General features: G+C 71.6%; 16 protein-coding genes. 15 read left to right on the top strand and 1 reads right to left on the bottom strand.

Annotation, left to right across the window (positions count from 1 at the left end):
• Positions 1–176: 176 nt before the first annotated feature.
• The 7 genes from aroC to nusB all read left to right on the top strand — a co-directional run bounded on the left by aroC (position 177) and on the right by nusB (position 6,247).
• A complete protein-coding gene (gene aroC / locus B100_RS0126200; protein WP_024887379.1) occupies positions 177–1,361 on the top strand; it encodes a chorismate synthase in 1,185 nt (394 codons plus the stop codon).
• Positions 1,358–1,870, top strand: a complete 513-nt coding sequence (locus tag B100_RS0126195) for a shikimate kinase (protein WP_024887378.1) — start codon at positions 1,358–1,360, stop codon at positions 1,868–1,870. The genes aroC and B100_RS0126195 overlap by 4 nt, the downstream gene beginning before the upstream one ends.
• Entirely contained in the window at positions 1,867–2,961 is a 1,095-nt protein-coding gene (aroB, locus tag B100_RS0126190) for a 3-dehydroquinate synthase (RefSeq protein WP_024887377.1), read from the top strand. Before B100_RS0126195 ends, aroB begins: the two co-directional genes overlap by 4 nt.
• Positions 2,962–3,094: 133 nt before the next feature.
• Entirely contained in the window at positions 3,095–3,934 is an 840-nt protein-coding gene (locus B100_RS34275; protein ID WP_024887376.1) for a Pro-rich N-terminal domain-containing protein, read from the top strand.
• Positions 3,935–4,069: 135 nt separating this feature from the next.
• Positions 4,070–5,176: an aminopeptidase P family protein gene (locus B100_RS0126180; protein ID WP_024887375.1), complete on the top strand. Its 1,107-nt coding sequence runs from the start codon at positions 4,070–4,072 to the stop codon at positions 5,174–5,176.
• A 70-nt stretch (positions 5,177–5,246) separates the two neighbouring features.
• Entirely contained in the window at positions 5,247–5,813 is a 567-nt protein-coding gene (efp, locus tag B100_RS0126175) for an elongation factor P (protein WP_006131211.1), read from the top strand.
• A gap of 2 nt (positions 5,814–5,815) precedes the next feature.
• Positions 5,816–6,247 (top strand): transcription antitermination factor NusB, encoded by a 432-nt coding sequence (nusB, locus tag B100_RS0126170; RefSeq protein ID WP_024887374.1) that lies wholly within the window; start codon positions 5,816–5,818, stop codon positions 6,245–6,247.
• A 149-nt stretch (positions 6,248–6,396) separates the two neighbouring features.
• Here nusB and bldD read toward each other — a convergent pair whose 3' ends face one another.
• A complete protein-coding gene (gene bldD, locus B100_RS0126165) occupies positions 6,397–6,900 on the bottom strand; it encodes a transcriptional regulator BldD (RefSeq protein WP_024887373.1) in 504 nt (167 codons plus the stop codon).
• 263 nt (positions 6,901–7,163) lie between these two features.
• Between bldD and pyrR the strand changes: the two genes are divergently transcribed.
• The 8 genes from pyrR (at position 7,164) to pyrF (ending at position 17,142) form a co-directional block, all read left to right on the top strand.
• Complete coding sequence (gene pyrR, locus B100_RS0126160; protein WP_024887372.1) at positions 7,164–7,748, top strand: bifunctional pyr operon transcriptional regulator/uracil phosphoribosyltransferase PyrR; 585 nt, start codon at positions 7,164–7,166, stop codon at positions 7,746–7,748.
• Positions 7,749–7,854: 106 nt separating this feature from the next.
• The gene (locus B100_RS0126155) at positions 7,855–8,850 is read left to right on the top strand and encodes an aspartate carbamoyltransferase catalytic subunit (protein WP_024887371.1); all 996 of its coding nucleotides are present in this window, start codon (positions 7,855–7,857) and stop codon (positions 8,848–8,850) included.
• 5 nt (positions 8,851–8,855) lie between these two features.
• On the top strand, positions 8,856–10,142 hold the full coding sequence (locus B100_RS0126150) for a dihydroorotase (RefSeq protein WP_024887370.1): 1,287 nt from the start codon (positions 8,856–8,858) through the stop codon (positions 10,140–10,142).
• Positions 10,139–10,699 (top strand): PH-like domain-containing protein, encoded by a 561-nt coding sequence (locus tag B100_RS0126145; RefSeq protein WP_024887369.1) that lies wholly within the window; start codon positions 10,139–10,141, stop codon positions 10,697–10,699. The genes B100_RS0126150 and B100_RS0126145 overlap by 4 nt, the downstream gene beginning before the upstream one ends.
• Positions 10,696–11,838, top strand: coding sequence for a glutamine-hydrolyzing carbamoyl-phosphate synthase small subunit (gene carA, locus B100_RS0126140; protein ID WP_024887368.1), 1,143 nt, complete (start codon positions 10,696–10,698; stop codon positions 11,836–11,838). The genes B100_RS0126145 and carA overlap by 4 nt, the downstream gene beginning before the upstream one ends.
• Positions 11,831–15,145, top strand: coding sequence for a carbamoyl-phosphate synthase large subunit (gene carB, locus B100_RS0126135; RefSeq protein ID WP_024887367.1), 3,315 nt, complete (start codon positions 11,831–11,833; stop codon positions 15,143–15,145). The genes carA and carB overlap by 8 nt, the downstream gene beginning before the upstream one ends.
• 48 nt (positions 15,146–15,193) lie before the next feature.
• Positions 15,194–16,300 (top strand): quinone-dependent dihydroorotate dehydrogenase, encoded by a 1,107-nt coding sequence (locus B100_RS0126130; RefSeq protein ID WP_024887366.1) that lies wholly within the window; start codon positions 15,194–15,196, stop codon positions 16,298–16,300.
• On the top strand, positions 16,297–17,142 hold the full coding sequence (gene pyrF / locus B100_RS0126125; protein ID WP_024887365.1) for an orotidine-5'-phosphate decarboxylase: 846 nt from the start codon (positions 16,297–16,299) through the stop codon (positions 17,140–17,142). The genes B100_RS0126130 and pyrF overlap by 4 nt, the downstream gene beginning before the upstream one ends.
• Positions 17,143–17,362 lie beyond the last annotated feature (220 nt).

Genomic DNA, 17,362 nt, shown 5'->3' with positions numbered 1-17,362 from the left:
GGGTGCCCGGCCCGTGATCCCGGCCGTCCGCCTGCTGGACCGGCGGCCGGGCACCGTGCCCGACGTGGGAGGATCGAAGGACGGCGGACCGGGACCCGCGCACCCCGTCCCGCCGCACGCGTACGCGAAGAGGCGCGCGCAGGGCAGTACCGGGGCGCGAACACGGAGGAGCACCGTTGAGCAGGTTGCGCTGGCTGACCGCGGGGGAGTCCCACGGTCCCGCACTCGTCGCGACGCTGGAGGGCCTTCCCGCCGGCGTGCCGATCACCACGGAGATGGTGGCGGACCACCTGGCGAGGCGGCGGCTGGGCTATGGCCGCGGTGCCCGGATGAAGTTCGAGCGGGACGAGGTCACCTTCCTCGGGGGTGTCCGGCACGGCCTGACCCTGGGCTCTCCGGTCGCGGTCATGGTGGGCAACACCGAGTGGCCGAAGTGGGAGCAGGTCATGGCGGCCGACCCGGTCGACCCCGAGGTGCTGGCGGGCCTGGCCCGCAACGCCCCGCTGACCCGGCCCCGCCCCGGCCACGCGGACCTGGCCGGCATGCAGAAGTACGGCTTCGACGAGGCCCGCCCGATCCTGGAGCGCGCCTCCGCCCGGGAGACCGCCGCCCGGGTGGCGCTCGGCGCGGTCGCGCGGTCGTACCTGAAGGAGACGGCCGGCATCGAGATCGTCTCCCACGTCGTCGAACTGTGCTCGGTGAGGGCACCGCAGGGCGTGTACCCCACTCCGGCCGACGTCGAGAAGCTCGACGCCGACCCGCTGCGCTGCCTGGACGCCGACACCTCGAAGGCGATGGTCGCCGAGGTCGACCAGGCGCACAAGGACGGCGACACCCTCGGCGGCGTGGTCGAGATCCTCGCCTACGGCGTGCCCGTGGGCCTCGGCTCCCACGTCCACTGGGACCGCAAGCTCGACGCGCGGCTGGCCGGCGCCCTCATGGGCATCCAGGCCATCAAGGGCGTCGAGATCGGTGACGGCTTCGAGCTCGCCCGGGTCCCCGGCTCCAAGGCGCACGACGAGATCGTGAACACGCCCGACGGCATCCGGCGGGTCTCCGGCCGCGCCGGCGGCACCGAGGGCGGCCTGTCCACCGGTGAACTGCTGCGCTGCCGCGCGGCGATGAAGCCGATCGCCACCGTGCCCCGCGCCCTGAAGACGGTCGACGTCACCACCGGCGAGGCCGCACAGGCCCACCACCAGCGCTCCGACGTCTCCGCCGTGCCGGCCGCCGGCATCGTCGCCGAGGCCATGGTCGCCCTGGTGCTGGCGGACGCGGTGGCGGAGAAGTTCGGCGGCGACAGCGTCACCGAGACCCGCCGCAACGTCACCTCGTACCTCGAGAACCTGGCCGTCCGGTGAGCCCGCGTCTCGTCCTGATCGGCCCGATGGGCGTGGGCAAGTCCACCGTCGGCGGGCTGCTCGCCCAGCGCCTCGGCGTCGCCTACCGGGACACCGACGACGACATCGTCGCCGCCGAGGGGCGCCCCGTCGCCGACATCTTCGTCGAGGACGGTGAGCTCGCCTTCCGCGCCCTGGAGAAGCAGGCCGTCCAGGAGGCGCTCACCACGCACGACGGCGTCCTCGCCCTGGGCGGCGGCGCGATCCTCGACGCCGGCACCCGCGCCCTGCTCGGCGGACAGCGGGTGGTCTACCTGTCGATGGACGTCGAGGAGGCGGTCCGCCGTACCGGCCTGGGCGCCGCCCGCCCGCTGCTCGCGGTCAACCCGCGCAAGCAGTGGCGCGAGCTGATGGAGGCCCGGCGGCCCCTGTACGAGGAGGCGGCCACCGTCGTCGTACCGACCGACGGACGCACGCCCGAAGAGGTCACCGACGCGGTCCTGGACGCACTGGAGCTGAAGGAAGCATGAGCAACGAGGCAGTGACCCGCATCCACGTCGCGGGCACGGCGGGCACCGATCCCTACGACGTCCTGGTGGGCCGGCAACTGCTGGGTGAACTCGCCGAACTGATCGGGGAGAAGGCCCAGCGGGTGGCGATCATCCACCCGGAGGCCCTCGCCGAGACCGGCGACGCGCTCCGCGCGGACCTCGCCGGACAGGGCTACGAGGCCGTCGCCATCCAGGTGCCGAACGCGGAGGAGGCCAAGACCGCCGAGGTCGCCGCCTACTGCTGGAAGGCGCTCGGCCAGTCGAACTTCACCCGCACCGACGTCGTCGTCGGCGTCGGCGGCGGCGCCACCACCGACCTGGCCGGATTCGTCGCCGCGACCTGGCTGCGCGGAGTCCGCTGGATCGCCGTGCCGACCACCGTCCTCGCCATGGTCGACGCGGCCGTCGGCGGCAAGACCGGCATCAACACCGCCGAGGGCAAGAACCTCGTGGGTGCCTTCCACCCGCCCGCCGGTGTCCTGTGCGACCTCGCCGCCCTCGACTCCCTCCCGGTCCACGACTACGTCTCCGGACTCGCCGAGGTCATCAAGGCCGGCTTCATCGCCGACCCGGTGATCCTGGACCTCATCGAGTCCGACCCCGAGGCCGCCCGCACCCCCGCGGGCCCGCACACCGCCGAGCTCGTCGAACGCTCGATCCGGGTGAAGGCCGACGTGGTCTCCTCCGACCTCAAGGAGTCCGGCCTCCGTGAGATCCTCAACTACGGCCACACCCTCGGCCACGCCATCGAGAAGAACGAGCGCTACAAGTGGCGCCACGGCGCGGCCGTCTCCGTCGGCATGCACTTCGCCGCCGAACTGGGCCGGCTGGCGGGTCGCCTGGACGACGCCACCGCCGACCGTCACCGCACGGTCCTTCAGTCCGTGGGCCTGCCCCTCGCCTACCGCTACGACCAGTGGCCCAAGCTGCTGGAGAACATGAAGGTCGACAAGAAGTCCCGCGGCAACCTGCTGCGCTTCGTCGTCCTCGACGGGCTCGCCAAGCCCACCGTGCTGGAGGGCCCCGACCCGGCCGTCCTGCTCGCCGCCTACGGCGAGGTGGGGGAGTAGCGCCCGCCGGGCACTCGTCACCGCCCCCCGGCCGTTCACACAACGACGGCAGGGGGCGGTACCGTTCGGTACGCGCGGGACGACACCCCCGCTGTCAGCGACCCATCGCCTGTACGAGACGGAGTGGCACCGGATGCAGCACGCAGTGGGTTCTCCGCTGCCGCCGCCCCACCAGCCGGGGCACGGACCCGCCGCCGGCTGGTCACCGGCCGCGCACCACCCAGGTCAGCACCCTCAGGGCCCGCCGCCCCCGATGTCCGCACCGCCCCCGGGATTCGCGCCCCCGTCCCCGGCGGGACCGCGGCACGCCTCCATGCCCCCACCGCCGGACTCCACCGGCCATGTCACGCTGCCGCCCGGCGGCCCGGTCGGCGTGCCCAGCCCGCCGCAGGCCCCGGCAACCCCCGACCCGGGCGCGACGACCCTCGCCGTGCTGCTGATCGGGCCCGCGGGCGCCGGCAAGACCAGCGTGGCCAAGTACTGGGCGGACCACCGCCGGGTGCCCACCGCCCACATCAGCCTCGACGACGTGCGCGAGTGGGTCCGCTCCGGCTTCGCCGACCCCCAGACCGGGTGGAACGACCACTCCGAGGCCCAGTACCGTCTGGCCCGCCGCACCTGCGGCTTCGCCGCCCGCAACTTCCTGGCCAACGGCATCTCGTGCGTCCTCGACGACGCGGTCTTCCCCGACCGCCCGGTCGTCGGCCTCGGCGGCTGGAAGCGGCACGTCGGACCCGGCCTGCTGCCCGTCGTCCTCCTCCCCGGCCTGGACGTCGTCCTGGAGCGCAACGCGGAACGCACCGGCAACCGCCGCCTCGGCGACGAGGAGGTGGCCCGCATCCACGGCCGCATGGCCGGCTGGTACGGCTCGGGCCTGCCCATCATCGACAACTCCCAGCTGGACATACCCGAAACGGCCCGCATCCTCGACGACGTCCTCACCCGGGCGATAGCCAGCCCGCCCACGTGGTGACCGCCTCCCAGGCGGCCTCCCGAGCCTGACCCCGGCCGCCCCGAGCGGAGCTCGGCGCCGAGCCCGGTGCGGGGCCCACCCCCACTCGGCCCCGCCCGACCGGCGACATCGCGCCACCCCTCCTACGCTCGAACCATGTCTGAGGTCTACGCGGTCCGCCGGACGCGGCTACGGGAACGCTGCAACGCGAGCGGCAGCACGGCAGCGCTGGTGTCCCGGCCCGCCAACGTGCGCTACCTCGCCGGCGCCGCCCCCGAGAACGCCGTGCTCCTGCTCGGCAGGACCGAGGACGTACTGGTCTGCCCGGAACCCCCGGACGACCGCACCCCGCACAGCCGCCCCGACGAGGCGCTCCGCCTCCACCTCATGTCCGGCATCGGCGGCGACCCGGCCGTCGAGGCCGCCGCCCTCGCCACGGCCCAGGACGTCGAAGCCCTCGCCGTGGAGGAACACCACCTCACCGTCACCCGGCACCGGGCGATCGGCGAGGCGGCCCCCCGGCTGCGCCTCACCGGCGTCGCGGGCGCCGTGGAACAACTGCGCGTCGTCAAGGACGAGGAGGAGATCTCCTGCCTCCGCATCGGCGCGGAGATCGCCGACCAGGCCCTGGGCGAACTCCTGGAGTCCATCCTGGTCGGCCGCACCGAACGCCACCTCGCCCTGGAGCTGGAGCGCCGCCTGGTCGACCACGGCGCCGACGGACCCGCCTTCCCCACCTCCGTGGCCACCGGCCCCAACGCCGGCCGCCCGGGCCACCGCCCCACTGACCGCCGCGTCGAGGAGGGCGACTTCCTCTCCGTCTGTCTCGGCGCCACCTACCGCGGCTACCGCTGCGAGATCGGCCGTACCTTCGTCATCGGTACGGCCCCCGCGGACTGGCAGATCGAGCTGTACGACCTGGTCTTCTCCGCCCAGCGCGCGGGACGCGAGTCCCTCGCCCCCGGCGCCGCATGCCGTGACGTGGACCGTGCGGCGCGCCAGGTTCTGGACTCCGCCGGGTACGCCGAGGCGCTCCCCGCCGTCACCGGTCACGGTGTCGGACTCGAAATCGACGAGGACCCTCAATTGACCCCGGCGGCCATGGGTAAACTGGACGCTTGTGTGCCGGTCACCGTCGAGCCGGGGGTCCACCTCCCCGGCCGGGGCGGAGTCCGGATCGATGACACGCTCGTCGTGCGCCCCGAGGCGGACGGCGGACCCGAGCTACTCACCATCACGACCAAGGAGCTGCTCGCGCTCTAGCCTCGCGCAGTGCGCCTGCCTTCGCCCCGGCCGTCGTCCACGTCAGTCCAGTCCAGGAGATTCCGCAACCGTGGCTTCCACGAACGACCTCAAGAACGGCATGGTGCTCAAGCTCGAAGGCGGCCAGCTCTGGTCCGTCGTCGAGTTCCAGCACGTCAAGCCCGGCAAGGGCCCGGCCTTCGTGCGCACCAAGCTCAAGAACGTGCTCTCCGGCAAGGTCGTCGACAAGACCTTCAACGCCGGCGTCAAGGTCGAAACGGCCACCGTCGACAAGCGCGACATGCAGTTCTCCTACATGGACGGCGACTACTTCGTCTTCATGGACATGGAGACCTACGACCAGCTCATGGTCGACCGCAAGGCCGTCGGCGACGCCGCCAACTTCCTCGTCGAGGGCTTCACCGCCACCGTCGCCCAGCACGAGGGCGAGGTGCTCTTCGTGGAGCTGCCGGCCGCCGTCGAGCTGACGATCCAGGAGACCGAGCCGGGCGTCCAGGGCGACCGCTCCACCGGCGGCACCAAGCCCGCCACGCTGGAGACCGGCCACCAGATCCAGGTCCCCCTCTTCATCACCACCGGTGAGAAGATCAAGGTCGACACCCGCACGAGCGACTACCTCGGCCGGGTGAACAGCTAACCGTGGCTGCCCGCAACACGGCCCGCAAGCGCGCCTTCCAGATCATCTTCGAGGGCGACCAGCGCGGCACCGAGGTCCTCACGGTCCTCGCCGACTGGATCCGGCACTCCCGGTCCGACACCCGGCAGCCGCCGGTAAGCGAGTACACGATGCAGCTCGTCGAGGGCTACGCGGAACACGCGAAGCGCATCGACGAGCTGATCTCCCAGTACTCGGTCGGCTGGACGCTCGACCGCATGCCGGTCGTGGACCGCTCCATCCTGCGGCTCGGGGCGTACGAGCTGATCTGGGTCGACGAGACGCCGGACGCGGTCGTCCTGGACGAGATGGTGCAGCTGGCGAAGGAGTTCTCCACGGACGAGTCGCCCTCGTTCGTGAACGGCCTCCTCGGCCGCCTGAAGGAACTCAAGCCCTCACTGCGCCGCGACCAGTAGAGCGCCCCGCCAGGGGCGCGGGGAACTGCGCTCAGCCCCGACGGCCCGCGGCCGTCGGGTGACCGCAGTCCGCACACGAAAAACCGCCGGGTGCCGGAACCATAAGGTTCCGGCACCCGGCGGCACGTTTCTGCGCCCCCGCGGAGCGCCTACACGTCCTCGTGCGAGGCCACCGCACGGCGCGCGTCCGCGTCCAGCACGCCCCAGCTGATCAGCTGCTCGGTGAGGACCGACGGCGACTGGTCGTAGATGACGGCGAGCGTGCGCAGGTCGTCCTGGCGGATCGACAGCACCTTGCCGTTGTAGTCGCCGCGCTGCGACTGGATCGTCGCCGCGTAGCGCTGCAGCGGGCCCGCCTTCTCGGCCGGCACCGTGGCCAGCCGCTCCAGGTCCAGGACCAGCTTCGGCGGCGGCTCGGCGGCCCCGCCCGGGGTGGTGCCCGGCAGCAGCTCCTGCACCGGAACGCCGTAGAAGTCCGCCAGCTCCGCGAGGCGCTGCACGGTCACGGCGCGGTCGCCGCGCTCGTACGAACCGACCACGACCGCCTTCCAGCGGCCCTGGGACTTCTCCTCGACACCGTGGAGGGAAAGGCCCTGCTGGGTGCGGATCGCCCGGAGCTTGGCCCCGAGCTGCTTGGCGTATTCGCTGGACATATAGCTCCCCGGCACTGTGTCGACGCGGATGGCTGGATTCCATGCCGCGCGGCTGGTAACTCACTGTGAGGTTACGCAGCGTTACTCTCGTGCGTCAAGCCGAATGGTCCACACCGACTCTTCCGTGGTAGCGAAGATCGGCTGCTCCATCCGGGTGACAGGGGGTGTCGCTGCGGCCGGGAACCGACCTGTTAGCCTGAGGAACGCACATCCGACGTCCTTTAAGAACCGTCCCGTGAGGCGGAGAAGGAGGTCCGTTTCGTATGGACAAGCTCGAACCGCAACCGCCGCATCCCTCGCGGCCGGACGCACGGCCCGTTCTCGAGGCCCCCGACATCGCGCGGGTCATGACCCGTATCGCCCACGAGATCGTCGAACGCGCCAAGGGCGCCGACGACGTGGTGCTCCTCGGCATCCCGACCCGGGGCGTCTTCCTCGCCCGGCGGCTCGCCGAAAAGCTCGAGCAGATCACCGAGCGCAAGGTCCCGGTCGGCTCCCTCGACATCACCATGTACCGCGACGACCTGCGTCTGCAGCCGCCGCGTGCGCTGGCCCGCACCGAGATCCCCGGTGACGGCCTCGACGGCAAGCTGGTCGTCCTCGTCGACGACGTGCTCTTCTCCGGCCGCACCATCCGCGCCGCCCTCGACGCCCTGAACGACCTCGGGCGCCCCCGCGCGGTGCAGCTGGCCGTGCTCGTCGACCGCGGCCACCGCGAACTGCCCATCCGCGCCGACTACGTCGGCAAGAACCTCCCCACGTCGCTGCGGGAGACGGTCAAGGTCCTGCTCGCCGAGGAGGACGGCCGCGACACCGTGCTGCTCGGCGCCAAGCAGATCCCCCAGTAGCACCGCGGAGCGCGCGCCGGACCGGTGTGCGCCGGCGCGACACGCCCACGCGCGTACCCGTCTGCCCGATTTCGCCTCATAGAACCGCTTTTACGGAGCCTGACAGATGCAGCGTCATCTCATCTCGGCCGCCGACCTCACCCGCGACGACGCCGTCCTCATCCTCGACACCGCCGAGGAGATGGCCCGGGTCGCCGACCGGCCGATCAAGAAACTCCCCACCCTGCGCGGCCGTACCGTCGTCAACCTCTTCTTCGAGGACTCCACCCGGACCCGGATCTCCTTCGAGGCCGCCGAGAAGCGGCTGTCCGCGGACGTCATCAACTTCACCGCCAAGGGCTCCAGCGTCTCCAAGGGCGAGTCCCTGAAGGACACCGCCCAGACCCTGGAGGCCATGGGCGTGGACGCCGTGGTCATCCGGCACGGGGCCTCAGGCGCCCCCTACCGGCTGGCCACCTCCGGCTGGATCGACGCCCACGTCATCAACGCGGGCGACGGCACCCACCAGCATCCCACCCAGGCGCTGCTCGACGCCTTCACCATGCGGCGCCGGCTCGTCGGCCGTGACGCGGGGCTCGGGCACGACCTGAACGGCCGCCGCATCACGCTCGTCGGTGACGTCCTGCACAGCCGGGTCGCCCGCTCCAACGTCGACCTGCTGCACACGCTCGGCGCCGAGGTCACCCTCGTCGCCCCGCCCACCCTGCTCCCGGTCGGCGTCGAGACCTGGCCCTGCGAGGTGTCGTACGACCTCGACTCCACGCTGCCCAAGTCCGACGCGGTGATGATGCTGCGCGTCCAGCGCGAGCGGATGAACGCCGCGTTCTTCCCCACCGAGCGGGAGTACTCGCGCCGCTACGGCCTCGACGGCGAGCGCATGGCGAGGATGCCCGAGCACGCGATCGTGATGCACCCCGGCCCGATGGTCCGCGGCATGGAGATCACCGCCGAGGTCGCGGACTCCGACCGCTGCACCGTGGTCGAACAGGTCACCAACGGCGTCTCCATCCGGATGGCCGTCCTGTACCTGCTGCTCGGCGGAGCCGAGTTCCAGGCCCCGAGCACACCCGCCGCCCCCGCCCGTACCGCCGAGGAGAAGTGAGAACGATGAGCAAGACCCTGATCCGTGGTGCGCAGGTGCTCGGCGGCGAGCCGCGGGACGTCCTGATCGACGGTGAAACGATCATCCAGGTCGGCACCGGACTGTCCGCCGACGGTGCCGAGGTCGTCGAGGCCGGCGGCAAGGTGCTGCTGCCGGGCCTGGTCGACCTGCACACCCACCTGCGCGAGCCCGGCCGCGAGGACTCCGAGACCGTCCTGACCGGCACCCGCGCGGCCGCGAGCGGCGGCTACACCGCCGTGTTCGCCATGGCCAACACCTTCCCGGTCGCCGACACCGCGGGCGTCGTCGAGCAGGTCTGGCGGCTCGGCAAGGAGTACGGCTACTGCGACGTGCGGCCCATCGGCGCCGTCACCGTCGGCCTGGAGGGGCAGAAGCTCGCCGAGCTGGGCGCCATGCACGAGTCCGCGGCCGGCGTCACCGTCTTCTCCGACGACGGCAAGTGCGTCCACGACGCGGTGATCATGCGCCGCGCCCTGGAGTACGTGAAGGCCTTCGACGGGGTCGTCGCCCAGCACGCCCAGGAGCCCCGGCTCACCGAGGGCGCCCAGATGAACGAGGGCGTCGTCTCCGCCGAGCTGGGTCTCGGCGGCTGGCCGGCCGTCGCCGAGGAGTCGGTCATCGCCCGGGACGTGCTGCTCGCCGAGCACGTCGGCTCCCGCGTCCACATCTGCCACCTGTCGACGGCGGGCAGCGTCGAGATCGTCCGCTGGGCCAAGTCCCGCGGCATCCGCGTCACCGCCGAGGTCACCCCGCACCACCTGCTGCTCACCGACGAGCTGGTGCGCTCGTACAACCCGGTCTACAAGGTCAACCCGCCGCTGCGCACCGAGCGCGACGTCCTGGCCCTGCGCGAGGCGCTCGCCGACGGCACGATCGACATCGTCGCCACCGACCACGCCCCGCACCCGCACGAGGACAAGGACTGCGAGTGGGCCGCCGCCGCCATGGGCATGGTCGGCCTGGAGACCGCGCTGTCGGTGGTCCAGGAGACGATGGTGGACACGGGCCTGCTGGACTGGGCCGGCGTCGCCGAGCGCATGTCCTGGGCGCCCGCCCGCATCGGACGGGCCGAGGGCCACGGCCGTCCCGTCTCGGCAGGTGAGCCCGCCAACCTCACCCTCGTCGACACGGCATACCGTGGATCGGTGGACCCCGCGGGCTTCGCCTCGCGCAGCCGCAACACCCCCTACGAGGGCCGCGAGCTGCCGGGCCGTGTCACGCACACCTGGCTCCGGGGCAAGGCCACGCTCGTCGACGGGAAGCTCACGTGACACCTGTACTCCTGCTGGCCGCCGAGAAGGAATCGGCGGAAGTGACCGACTGGGCCGCCCGGATCGGCTGGGTCGTCGGACTCGCCCTCTTCGTCGCGCTCGTCTACTGGCTGATGCGCGAGGGCTGGAAGTGGCGAGGGACGCTGCAGAGCGACCTGCCGGAGCTGCACAGCGCGCCGGACGACCCCGGCCCGGCGACACTGACCATGAGCGGCCGCTACCACGGGTCCACCACCGCCGGTCAGTGGCTCGACCGCATCGTGGCGCACGGCCTGGGCACCCGCAGCCGGGCCGAGCTCACCCTGACCGACGCAGGACTGGACGTCGTACGCCCCGGGGCGGACGACTTCTTCGTCCCGGCGGACGCGCTGCGCGAGGCCCGGCTCGACAAGGGCATCGCCGGCAAGGTCCTCACCGAGGGCGGCCTGCTGGTCGTCACCTGGGCGCACGGCGAGCGGCTGATCGACTCGGGCTTCCGCTCCGACCACGCCGCCGAGCACAACGCCTGGGTGGAAACCCTCACCAACATGATCAACAAGACGGAAGGCGCACGATGACAACCTCCACCAGGGGAGCCGACAAGGTTCCCGCCGTTCTCGTCCTGGAGGACGGCCGGATCTTCCGCGGCCGCTCCTACGGGGCGGTGGGGGAGACCTTCGGCGAAGCGGTGTTCTCCACCGGCATGACCGGCTACCAGGAGACCCTCACCGACCCGTCGTACCACCGGCAGGTCGTGGTGATGACCGCCCCGCACGTCGGCAACACCGGCGTCAACGACGAGGACGCCGAGTCCAAGCGGATCTGGGTCTCCGGCTACGTCGTGCGCGACCCCGCGCGCGTGCCGTCCAGCTGGCGCTCGCGCCGCACCCTCGACGAGGAGCTGGCCGCCCAGGGCGTCGTCGGCATCAGCGGCATCGACACCCGCGCCCTCACCCGCCACCTGCGCGAGCGCGGCGCCATGCGCGTCGGTATCTTCAGCGGCGACGCCGTGCGCGACGACGCGGCGCTGCTCGCCCGCGTCCAGGAGGCGCCCGAGATGACGGGCGCCGACCTCTCCGCCGAGGTCGCCACCACCGAGCCGTACGTCGTCCCCGCGGTCGGTGAGAAGAAGTTCACCGTCGCCGCCGTCGACCTCGGCATCAAGGGCATGACCCCGCACCGCATGGCCGAGCGCGGCATCGAGGTGCACGTGCTGCCGGCCACCGCGACCGTCGACGACGTCTACGCGGTCGACCCGGACGGCGTGTTCTTCTCCAACGGCCCCGGCGACCCCGCCACCGCCGACCACCCCGTCTCCGTGATGCGGGGCGTGCTGGAGCGCGGCACGCCGCTGTTCGGCATCTGCTTCGGCAACCAGATCCTCGGCCGCGCCCTCGGCTTCGGCACCTTCAAGCTGAAGTACGGCCACCGTGGCATCAACCAGCCGGTGCAGGACCGTACGACCGGCAAGGTCGAGGTCACCGCGCACAACCACGGCTTCGCCGTGGACGCCCCGCTCGACAAGGTCTCCGACACCCCGTTCGGCCGCGCCGAGGTGTCCCACGTCTGCCTCAACGACAACGTGGTGGAGGGCCTCCAGCTGCTCGACAAGCCGGCCTTCAGCGTCCAGTACCACCCCGAAGCGGCCGCGGGCCCGCACGACGCCGCCTACCTGTTCGACCGCTTCGTCTCCCTGATGGAGGGCCAGCGTGCCTAAGCGCACCGATATCCAGTCCGTCCTGGTCATCGGCTCCGGCCCGATCGTCATCGGCCAGGCCGCGGAGTTCGACTACTCCGGCACCCAGGCCTGCCGCGTGCTCAAGGCCGAGGGCCTGCGCGTGATCCTCGTCAACTCCAACCCGGCGACGATCATGACCGACCCGGAGATCGCCGACGCCACCTACGTCGAGCCGATCACGCCCGAGTTCGTCGAGAAGATCATCGCCAAGGAGCAGCCGGACGCCCTGCTGCCCACCCTGGGCGGCCAGACGGCCCTGAACACCGCCATCTCCCTGCACGGCAACGGCGTCCTGGAGAAGTACGGCGTCGAGCTGATCGGCGCCAACGTCGAGGCCATCAACAAGGGCGAGGACCGCGACCTGTTCAAGGAGGTCGTGGAGGAGGTCCGCCGCAAGATCGGCCACGGCGAGTCCGCGCGCTCCTACATCTGCCACTCCATGGACGACGTCCTCAAGGGCGTCGAGGAGCTCGGCGGCTACCCCGTCGTCGTCCGCCCGTCCTTCACCATGGGCGGCGCCGGCTCCGGCTTCGCGCACGACGAGGAGGAACTGCGCCGCATCGCCGGCCAGGGCCTCACCCTCTCGCCGACCACCGAGGTGCTCCTGGAGGAGTCCATCCTCGGCTGGAAGGAGTACGAGCTGGAGCTGATGCGCGACAAGAACGACAACGTCGTGGTCGTCTGCTCCATCGAGAACTTCGACCCCATGGGCGTGCACACCGGCGACTCGATCACCGTCGCCCCGGCGATGACGCTGACCGACCGCGAGTACCAGGTGCTGCGCGACGTCGGCATCGCGATCATCCGCGAGGTCGGCGTCGACACCGGCGGCTGCAACATCCAGTTCGCGGTGAACCCCGAGGACGGCCGGGTCATCGTCATCGAGATGAACCCCCGCGTCTCGCGCTCCTCCGCGCTCGCCTCCAAGGCGACCGGCTTCCCCATCGCCAAGATCGCGGCCAAGCTCGCCGTCGGCTACACCCTCGACGAGATCCCGAACGACATCACGCAGGAGACCCCGGCCTCCTTCGAGCCGACCCTCGACTACGTGGTCGTGAAGGCACCCCGGTTCGCCTTCGAGAAGTTCCCGAGCGCCGACTCCACCCTCACCACCACCATGAAGTCGGTCGGGGAGGCCATGGCCATCGGCCGCAACTTCACCGAGGCGTTCCAGAAGGCGCTGCGTTCCCTGGAGAAGAAGGGCAGCCAGTTCACCTTCACCGGCGACCCCGGCGACAAGGCCGAACTGCTGCGTGAGGCCGTCCGGCCCACCGACGGCCGCATCAACGCCGTCATGCGGGCCATCCGCGCGGGCGCCACCCCCGAGGAGGTCTTCGACGCCACGAAGATCGACCCGTGGTTCGTCGACCAGCTCTTCCTCATCAAGGAGATCGCCGACGAGCTGGCCGCCGCCCCCGAGCTCACCCCCGGACTGCTCGCCGAGGCCAAGCGGCACGGCTTCTCCGACCAGCAGATCGGTGAGATCCGGGGCCTGCGCGAGGACGTCGTCCGCGAGGTCCGGCACGCCCTCGGTGTCCGCCCGGTCTACAAGACGGTCGACACCTGCGCCGCCGAGTTCGCCGCGCGGACGCCGTACTTCTACTCCTCCTACGACGAGGAGACCGAGGTCGCGCCGCGCGAGAAGCCGGCCGTCATCATCCTCGGCTCCGGCCCCAACCGCATCGGCCAGGGCATCGAGTTCGACTACTCCTGCGTCCACGCCTCCTTCGCCCTGAGCGACGCCGGCTACGAGACCGTGATGGTCAACTGCAACCCGGAGACCGTCTCCACCGACTACGACACCTCCGACCGGCTCTACTTCGAGCCGCTCACCCTGGAGGACGTCCTGGAGATCGTCCACGCCGAGCAGCAGGCCGGACCGGTCGCGGGCGTGATCGTCCAGCTCGGCGGCCAGACCCCGCTCGGCCTGTCGCAGGCACTCAAGGACAACGGCGTGCCGGTCGTCGGCACCTCCCCGGAGGCCATCCACGCCGCCGAGGACCGCGGCGCCTTCGGCCGGGTCCTCAAGGAGGCCGGCCTGCCCGCCCCCAAGCACGGCACCGCCACCACCTTCGCCGAGGCCAAGGCCATCGCCGACGAGATCGGCTACCCGGTCCTCGTGCGCCCGTCGTACGTGCTCGGCGGCCGCGGCATGGAGATCGTCTACGACGAGACCCGGCTGGAGAGCTACATCGCCGAGTCGACCGAGATCAGCCCCTCCCGGCCGGTCCTCGTCGACCGCTTCCTCGACGACGCCATCGAGATCGACGTCGACGCCCTCTACGACGGCGAGGAGCTCTACCTCGGCGGCGTGATGGAGCACATCGAGGAGGCCGGCATCCACTCCGGCGACTCGGCGTGCGCCCTGCCCCCGATCACCCTCGGCGGCTTCGACATCAAGCGGCTGCGCGCCTCCACCGAGGCCATCGCGCGCGGGGTGGGCGTGCGCGGACTGATCAACATCCAGTTCGCCCTGGCCGGGGACATCCTCTACGTGCTGGAGGCCAACCCGCGCGCCTCGCGCACCGTCCCCTTCACCTCGAAGGCGACCGCGGTGCCGCTGGCCAAGGCCGCCGCCCGCATCTCGCTGGGCGCCACCGTCGCCGAGCTGCGCGCCGAGGGCCTGCTCCCGGCCACCGGTGACGGCGGCGAGCTTCCGCTGGACGCGCCGATCTCCGTCAAGGAGGCCGTGATGCCCTGGTCCCGCTTCCGGGACATCCACGGCCGCGGCGTCGACACGGTCCTCGGCCCGGAGATGCGCTCCACCGGCGAGGTCATGGGCATCGACAGCGTCTTCGGCACGGCGTACGCCAAGTCGCAGGCCGGCGCCTACGGGCCGCTGCCCACCAAGGGCCGCGCCTTCATCTCGGTCGCCAACCGGGACAAGCGCTCGATGATCTTCCCGGCGCGTGAGCTGGTGGCCCACGGCTTCGAACTGCTGGCCACCTCCGGCACCGCCGAGGTCCTCAAGCGCAACGGCATCAAGGCCACCGTGGTGCGCAAGCAGTTCGAGGGCACCGGCCCCAACGGTGAGAAGACCATCGTCCAGCTCATCCACGACGGCGAGGTCGACCTCATCGTCAACACCCCGTACGGCACGGGCGGCCGGCTCGACGGCTACGAGATCCGCACCGCGGCCGTGGCCCGTTCGGTGCCCTGCCTGACCACGGTCCAGGCGCTCGCCGCCGCGGTCCAGGGCATCGACGCGCTCAACCGGGGCGACGTGGGAGTCCGCTCGCTCCAGGAACACGCGGAACACCTGACAGCGGCCCGCGAGGACCAGTAGCCCCCAGGGGGACACCGGAAACGGTGTCCCCCTCTTCATGAGGACACCATGTACAGGATTCTGTTCACCCTGCTCTTCTCACGGATGGACCCGGAGCAGGCCCACCACCTGGCCTTCCGCTGGATCCGCCGCGTCGCGCGCGTCCCGGTCCTGCGCACCTTCGTCGCCGCCGTGCTCGCCCCCCGCCACCAGGAGCTGCGCACCGAGGCCCTCGGACTGCGGCTGCACAGCCCCTTCGGCCTGGCCGCCGGCTTCGACAAGAACGCCGTCGGCATCGACGGCCTGGCGATGCTCGGCTTCGACCACGTCGAGATCGGCACGGTCACCGGCGAACCGCAGCCCGGCAACCCCAGGAAGCGGCTGTTCCGGCTGGTCGCCGACCGGGCGCTGATCAACCGCATGGGCTTCAACAACGACGGTTCGCTCGCCGTCGCCGCCCGCCTGGCCTCCCGCACCCCGGTCTTCCGGACGGTCGTGGGCGTCAACATCGGCAAGACCAAGGTGGTCCCGGAGTCCGAGGCAGCCGCCGACTACGTGAAGTCCGCCGAGCGGCTCGCCCCGCACGCCGACTACCTGGTCGTCAACGTCTCGTCCCCGAACACCCCCGGGCTGCGCAGCCTCCAGGCCGTGGACCAGCTCCGCCCGCTGCTCACCGCCGTCCGCGAGGCCGCCGACCGCGCGGTACCGGCCCGCCGGGTGCCGCTGCTGGTGAAGATCGCCCCGGACCTGGCCGACGAGGACGTCGACGCCGTCGCGGACCTCGCTGTGGAACTCGGCCTCGACGGCATCATCGCCACCAACACCACCATCGCCCGCGAGGGCCTCGGCCTGACCTCGGACCCGTCCGCGGTCCAGGAGACCGGCGGACTGTCCGGCGCGCCCCTCAAGGCACGCTCCCTGGAGGTGCTGCGCCGCCTCTACGCGCGCGTGGGCGACCGGATCACGCTGATCGGCGTCGGCGGCGTCGAGAACGCCGAGGACGCCTGGCAGCGCATCCTGGCAGGCGCCACGCTGGTCCAGGGGTACAGCGCGTTCATCTACCAGGGTCCCTTCTGGGCCCGCGCCATCCACAAGGGGCTCGCCGCGCGGCTGTGCACCAGCCCCTACGCCACGCTCGCCGACGCGGTGGGCGCCGACGTGAGGACTACGACATGACCGGCCTGGATCCCTTCGGACTGCGGCTGCGCCGCGCGATGGACGAGCGGGGACCGCTGTGCGTGGGCATCGACCCGCACGCCTCACTGCTCGCCGAATGGGGCCTGGACGACGACGTGAACGGTCTGGAGCGGTTCAGCCGCACGGTCGTCGAGGCCGTCGCGGGACGGGTCGCCGTGCTCAAGCCGCAGAGCGCCTTCTTCGAGCGGTTCGGCTCGCGCGGCGTCGCCGTGCTGGAGACGACGGTGCGCGAGGCCCGGGAGGCCGGGGCGCTGGTCGTCATGGACGCCAAGCGCGGCGACATCGGCTCGACCATGGCCGCCTACGCCGAGTCGTTCCTGCACAAGGGCGCGCCGCTGTTCTCCGACGCCCTCACCGTCTCGCCGTACCTCGGTTACGGCTCGCTGAGCCCCGCCGTCGCACTGGCCCGGGAGTCCGGCGCCGGACTGTTCGTGCTGGCGCTGACGTCCAACCCGGAGGGTGGCGAGGTGCAGCACGCGGTGCGGGCCGACGGGCGCACCGTCGGGGCGACGATCCTCGGGCACCTCGCGCTGGAGAACGCCGGCGAGGAACCGCTCGGTTCGTTCGGCGCCGTCGTCGGGGCGACCCTCGGCGACCTGTCGTCGTACGACCTGGACATGGGCGGGCCGATCCTGGCGCCGGGCATCGGCGCGCAGGGCGCCACGGCGGCCGACCTCCCGGCGGTGTTCGGGCGCGCGGTACGCAACGTCGTGCCGAACGTCAGCCGGGGAGTGTTGCGCCACGGTCCCGACGTCGTCGCTCTGCGTGACGCCGCCGAGCGGTTCGCGGACGAGATCCGGGCCGCCGTGACGTCCGCCTGAGGCGTCCGACGAGCAACTCCGTGGTCGTCGCACTCTGGATACACCCTCAAATCCGAGGAAATATGTTCCGAATGTCCGGCCTGGCGGAGGCTGACCAGGACTTTTCCTCTGTTCTCGCTGACTCAGGGCCCGAGGGCCGCTAGTCTCCGACGGAGAGTGAACGGGCAGCACCTGTTGCCCGTGGCTCCCAGGTGTGGGGCGACCAGGTTCCTCACCGGTC

It is taken from the genome of Streptomyces sp. CNH189, assembly GCF_000527195.1.
This window is presented reverse-complemented; position numbering and strand designations above follow the sequence as displayed.

Bases quoted from the DNA above. Each gene is read 5' to 3' on its own strand.
- bldD (WP_024887373.1), bottom strand. From the start codon at position 6,900: ATGTCCAGCGAATACGCCAAGCAGCTCGGGGCCAAGCTCCGGGCGATC.
- carA (WP_024887368.1), top strand. From the start codon at position 10,696: ATGACAACCTCCACCAGGGGAGCCGACAAGGTTCCCGCCGTTCTCGTC.
- pyrF (WP_024887365.1), top strand. From the start codon at position 16,297: ATGACCGGCCTGGATCCCTTCGGACTGCGGCTGCGCCGCGCGATGGAC.
- aroB (WP_024887377.1), top strand. From the start codon at position 1,867: ATGAGCAACGAGGCAGTGACCCGCATCCACGTCGCGGGCACGGCGGGC.
- B100_RS0126150 (WP_024887370.1), top strand. From the start codon at position 8,856: ATGAGCAAGACCCTGATCCGTGGTGCGCAGGTGCTCGGCGGCGAGCCG.
- B100_RS0126180 (WP_024887375.1), top strand. From the start codon at position 4,070: ATGTCTGAGGTCTACGCGGTCCGCCGGACGCGGCTACGGGAACGCTGC.
- B100_RS0126130 (WP_024887366.1), top strand. From the start codon at position 15,194: ATGTACAGGATTCTGTTCACCCTGCTCTTCTCACGGATGGACCCGGAG.
- B100_RS0126155 (WP_024887371.1), top strand. From the start codon at position 7,855: ATGCAGCGTCATCTCATCTCGGCCGCCGACCTCACCCGCGACGACGCC.
- B100_RS34275 (WP_024887376.1), top strand. From the start codon at position 3,095: ATGCAGCACGCAGTGGGTTCTCCGCTGCCGCCGCCCCACCAGCCGGGG.
- pyrR (WP_024887372.1), top strand. From the start codon at position 7,164: ATGGACAAGCTCGAACCGCAACCGCCGCATCCCTCGCGGCCGGACGCA.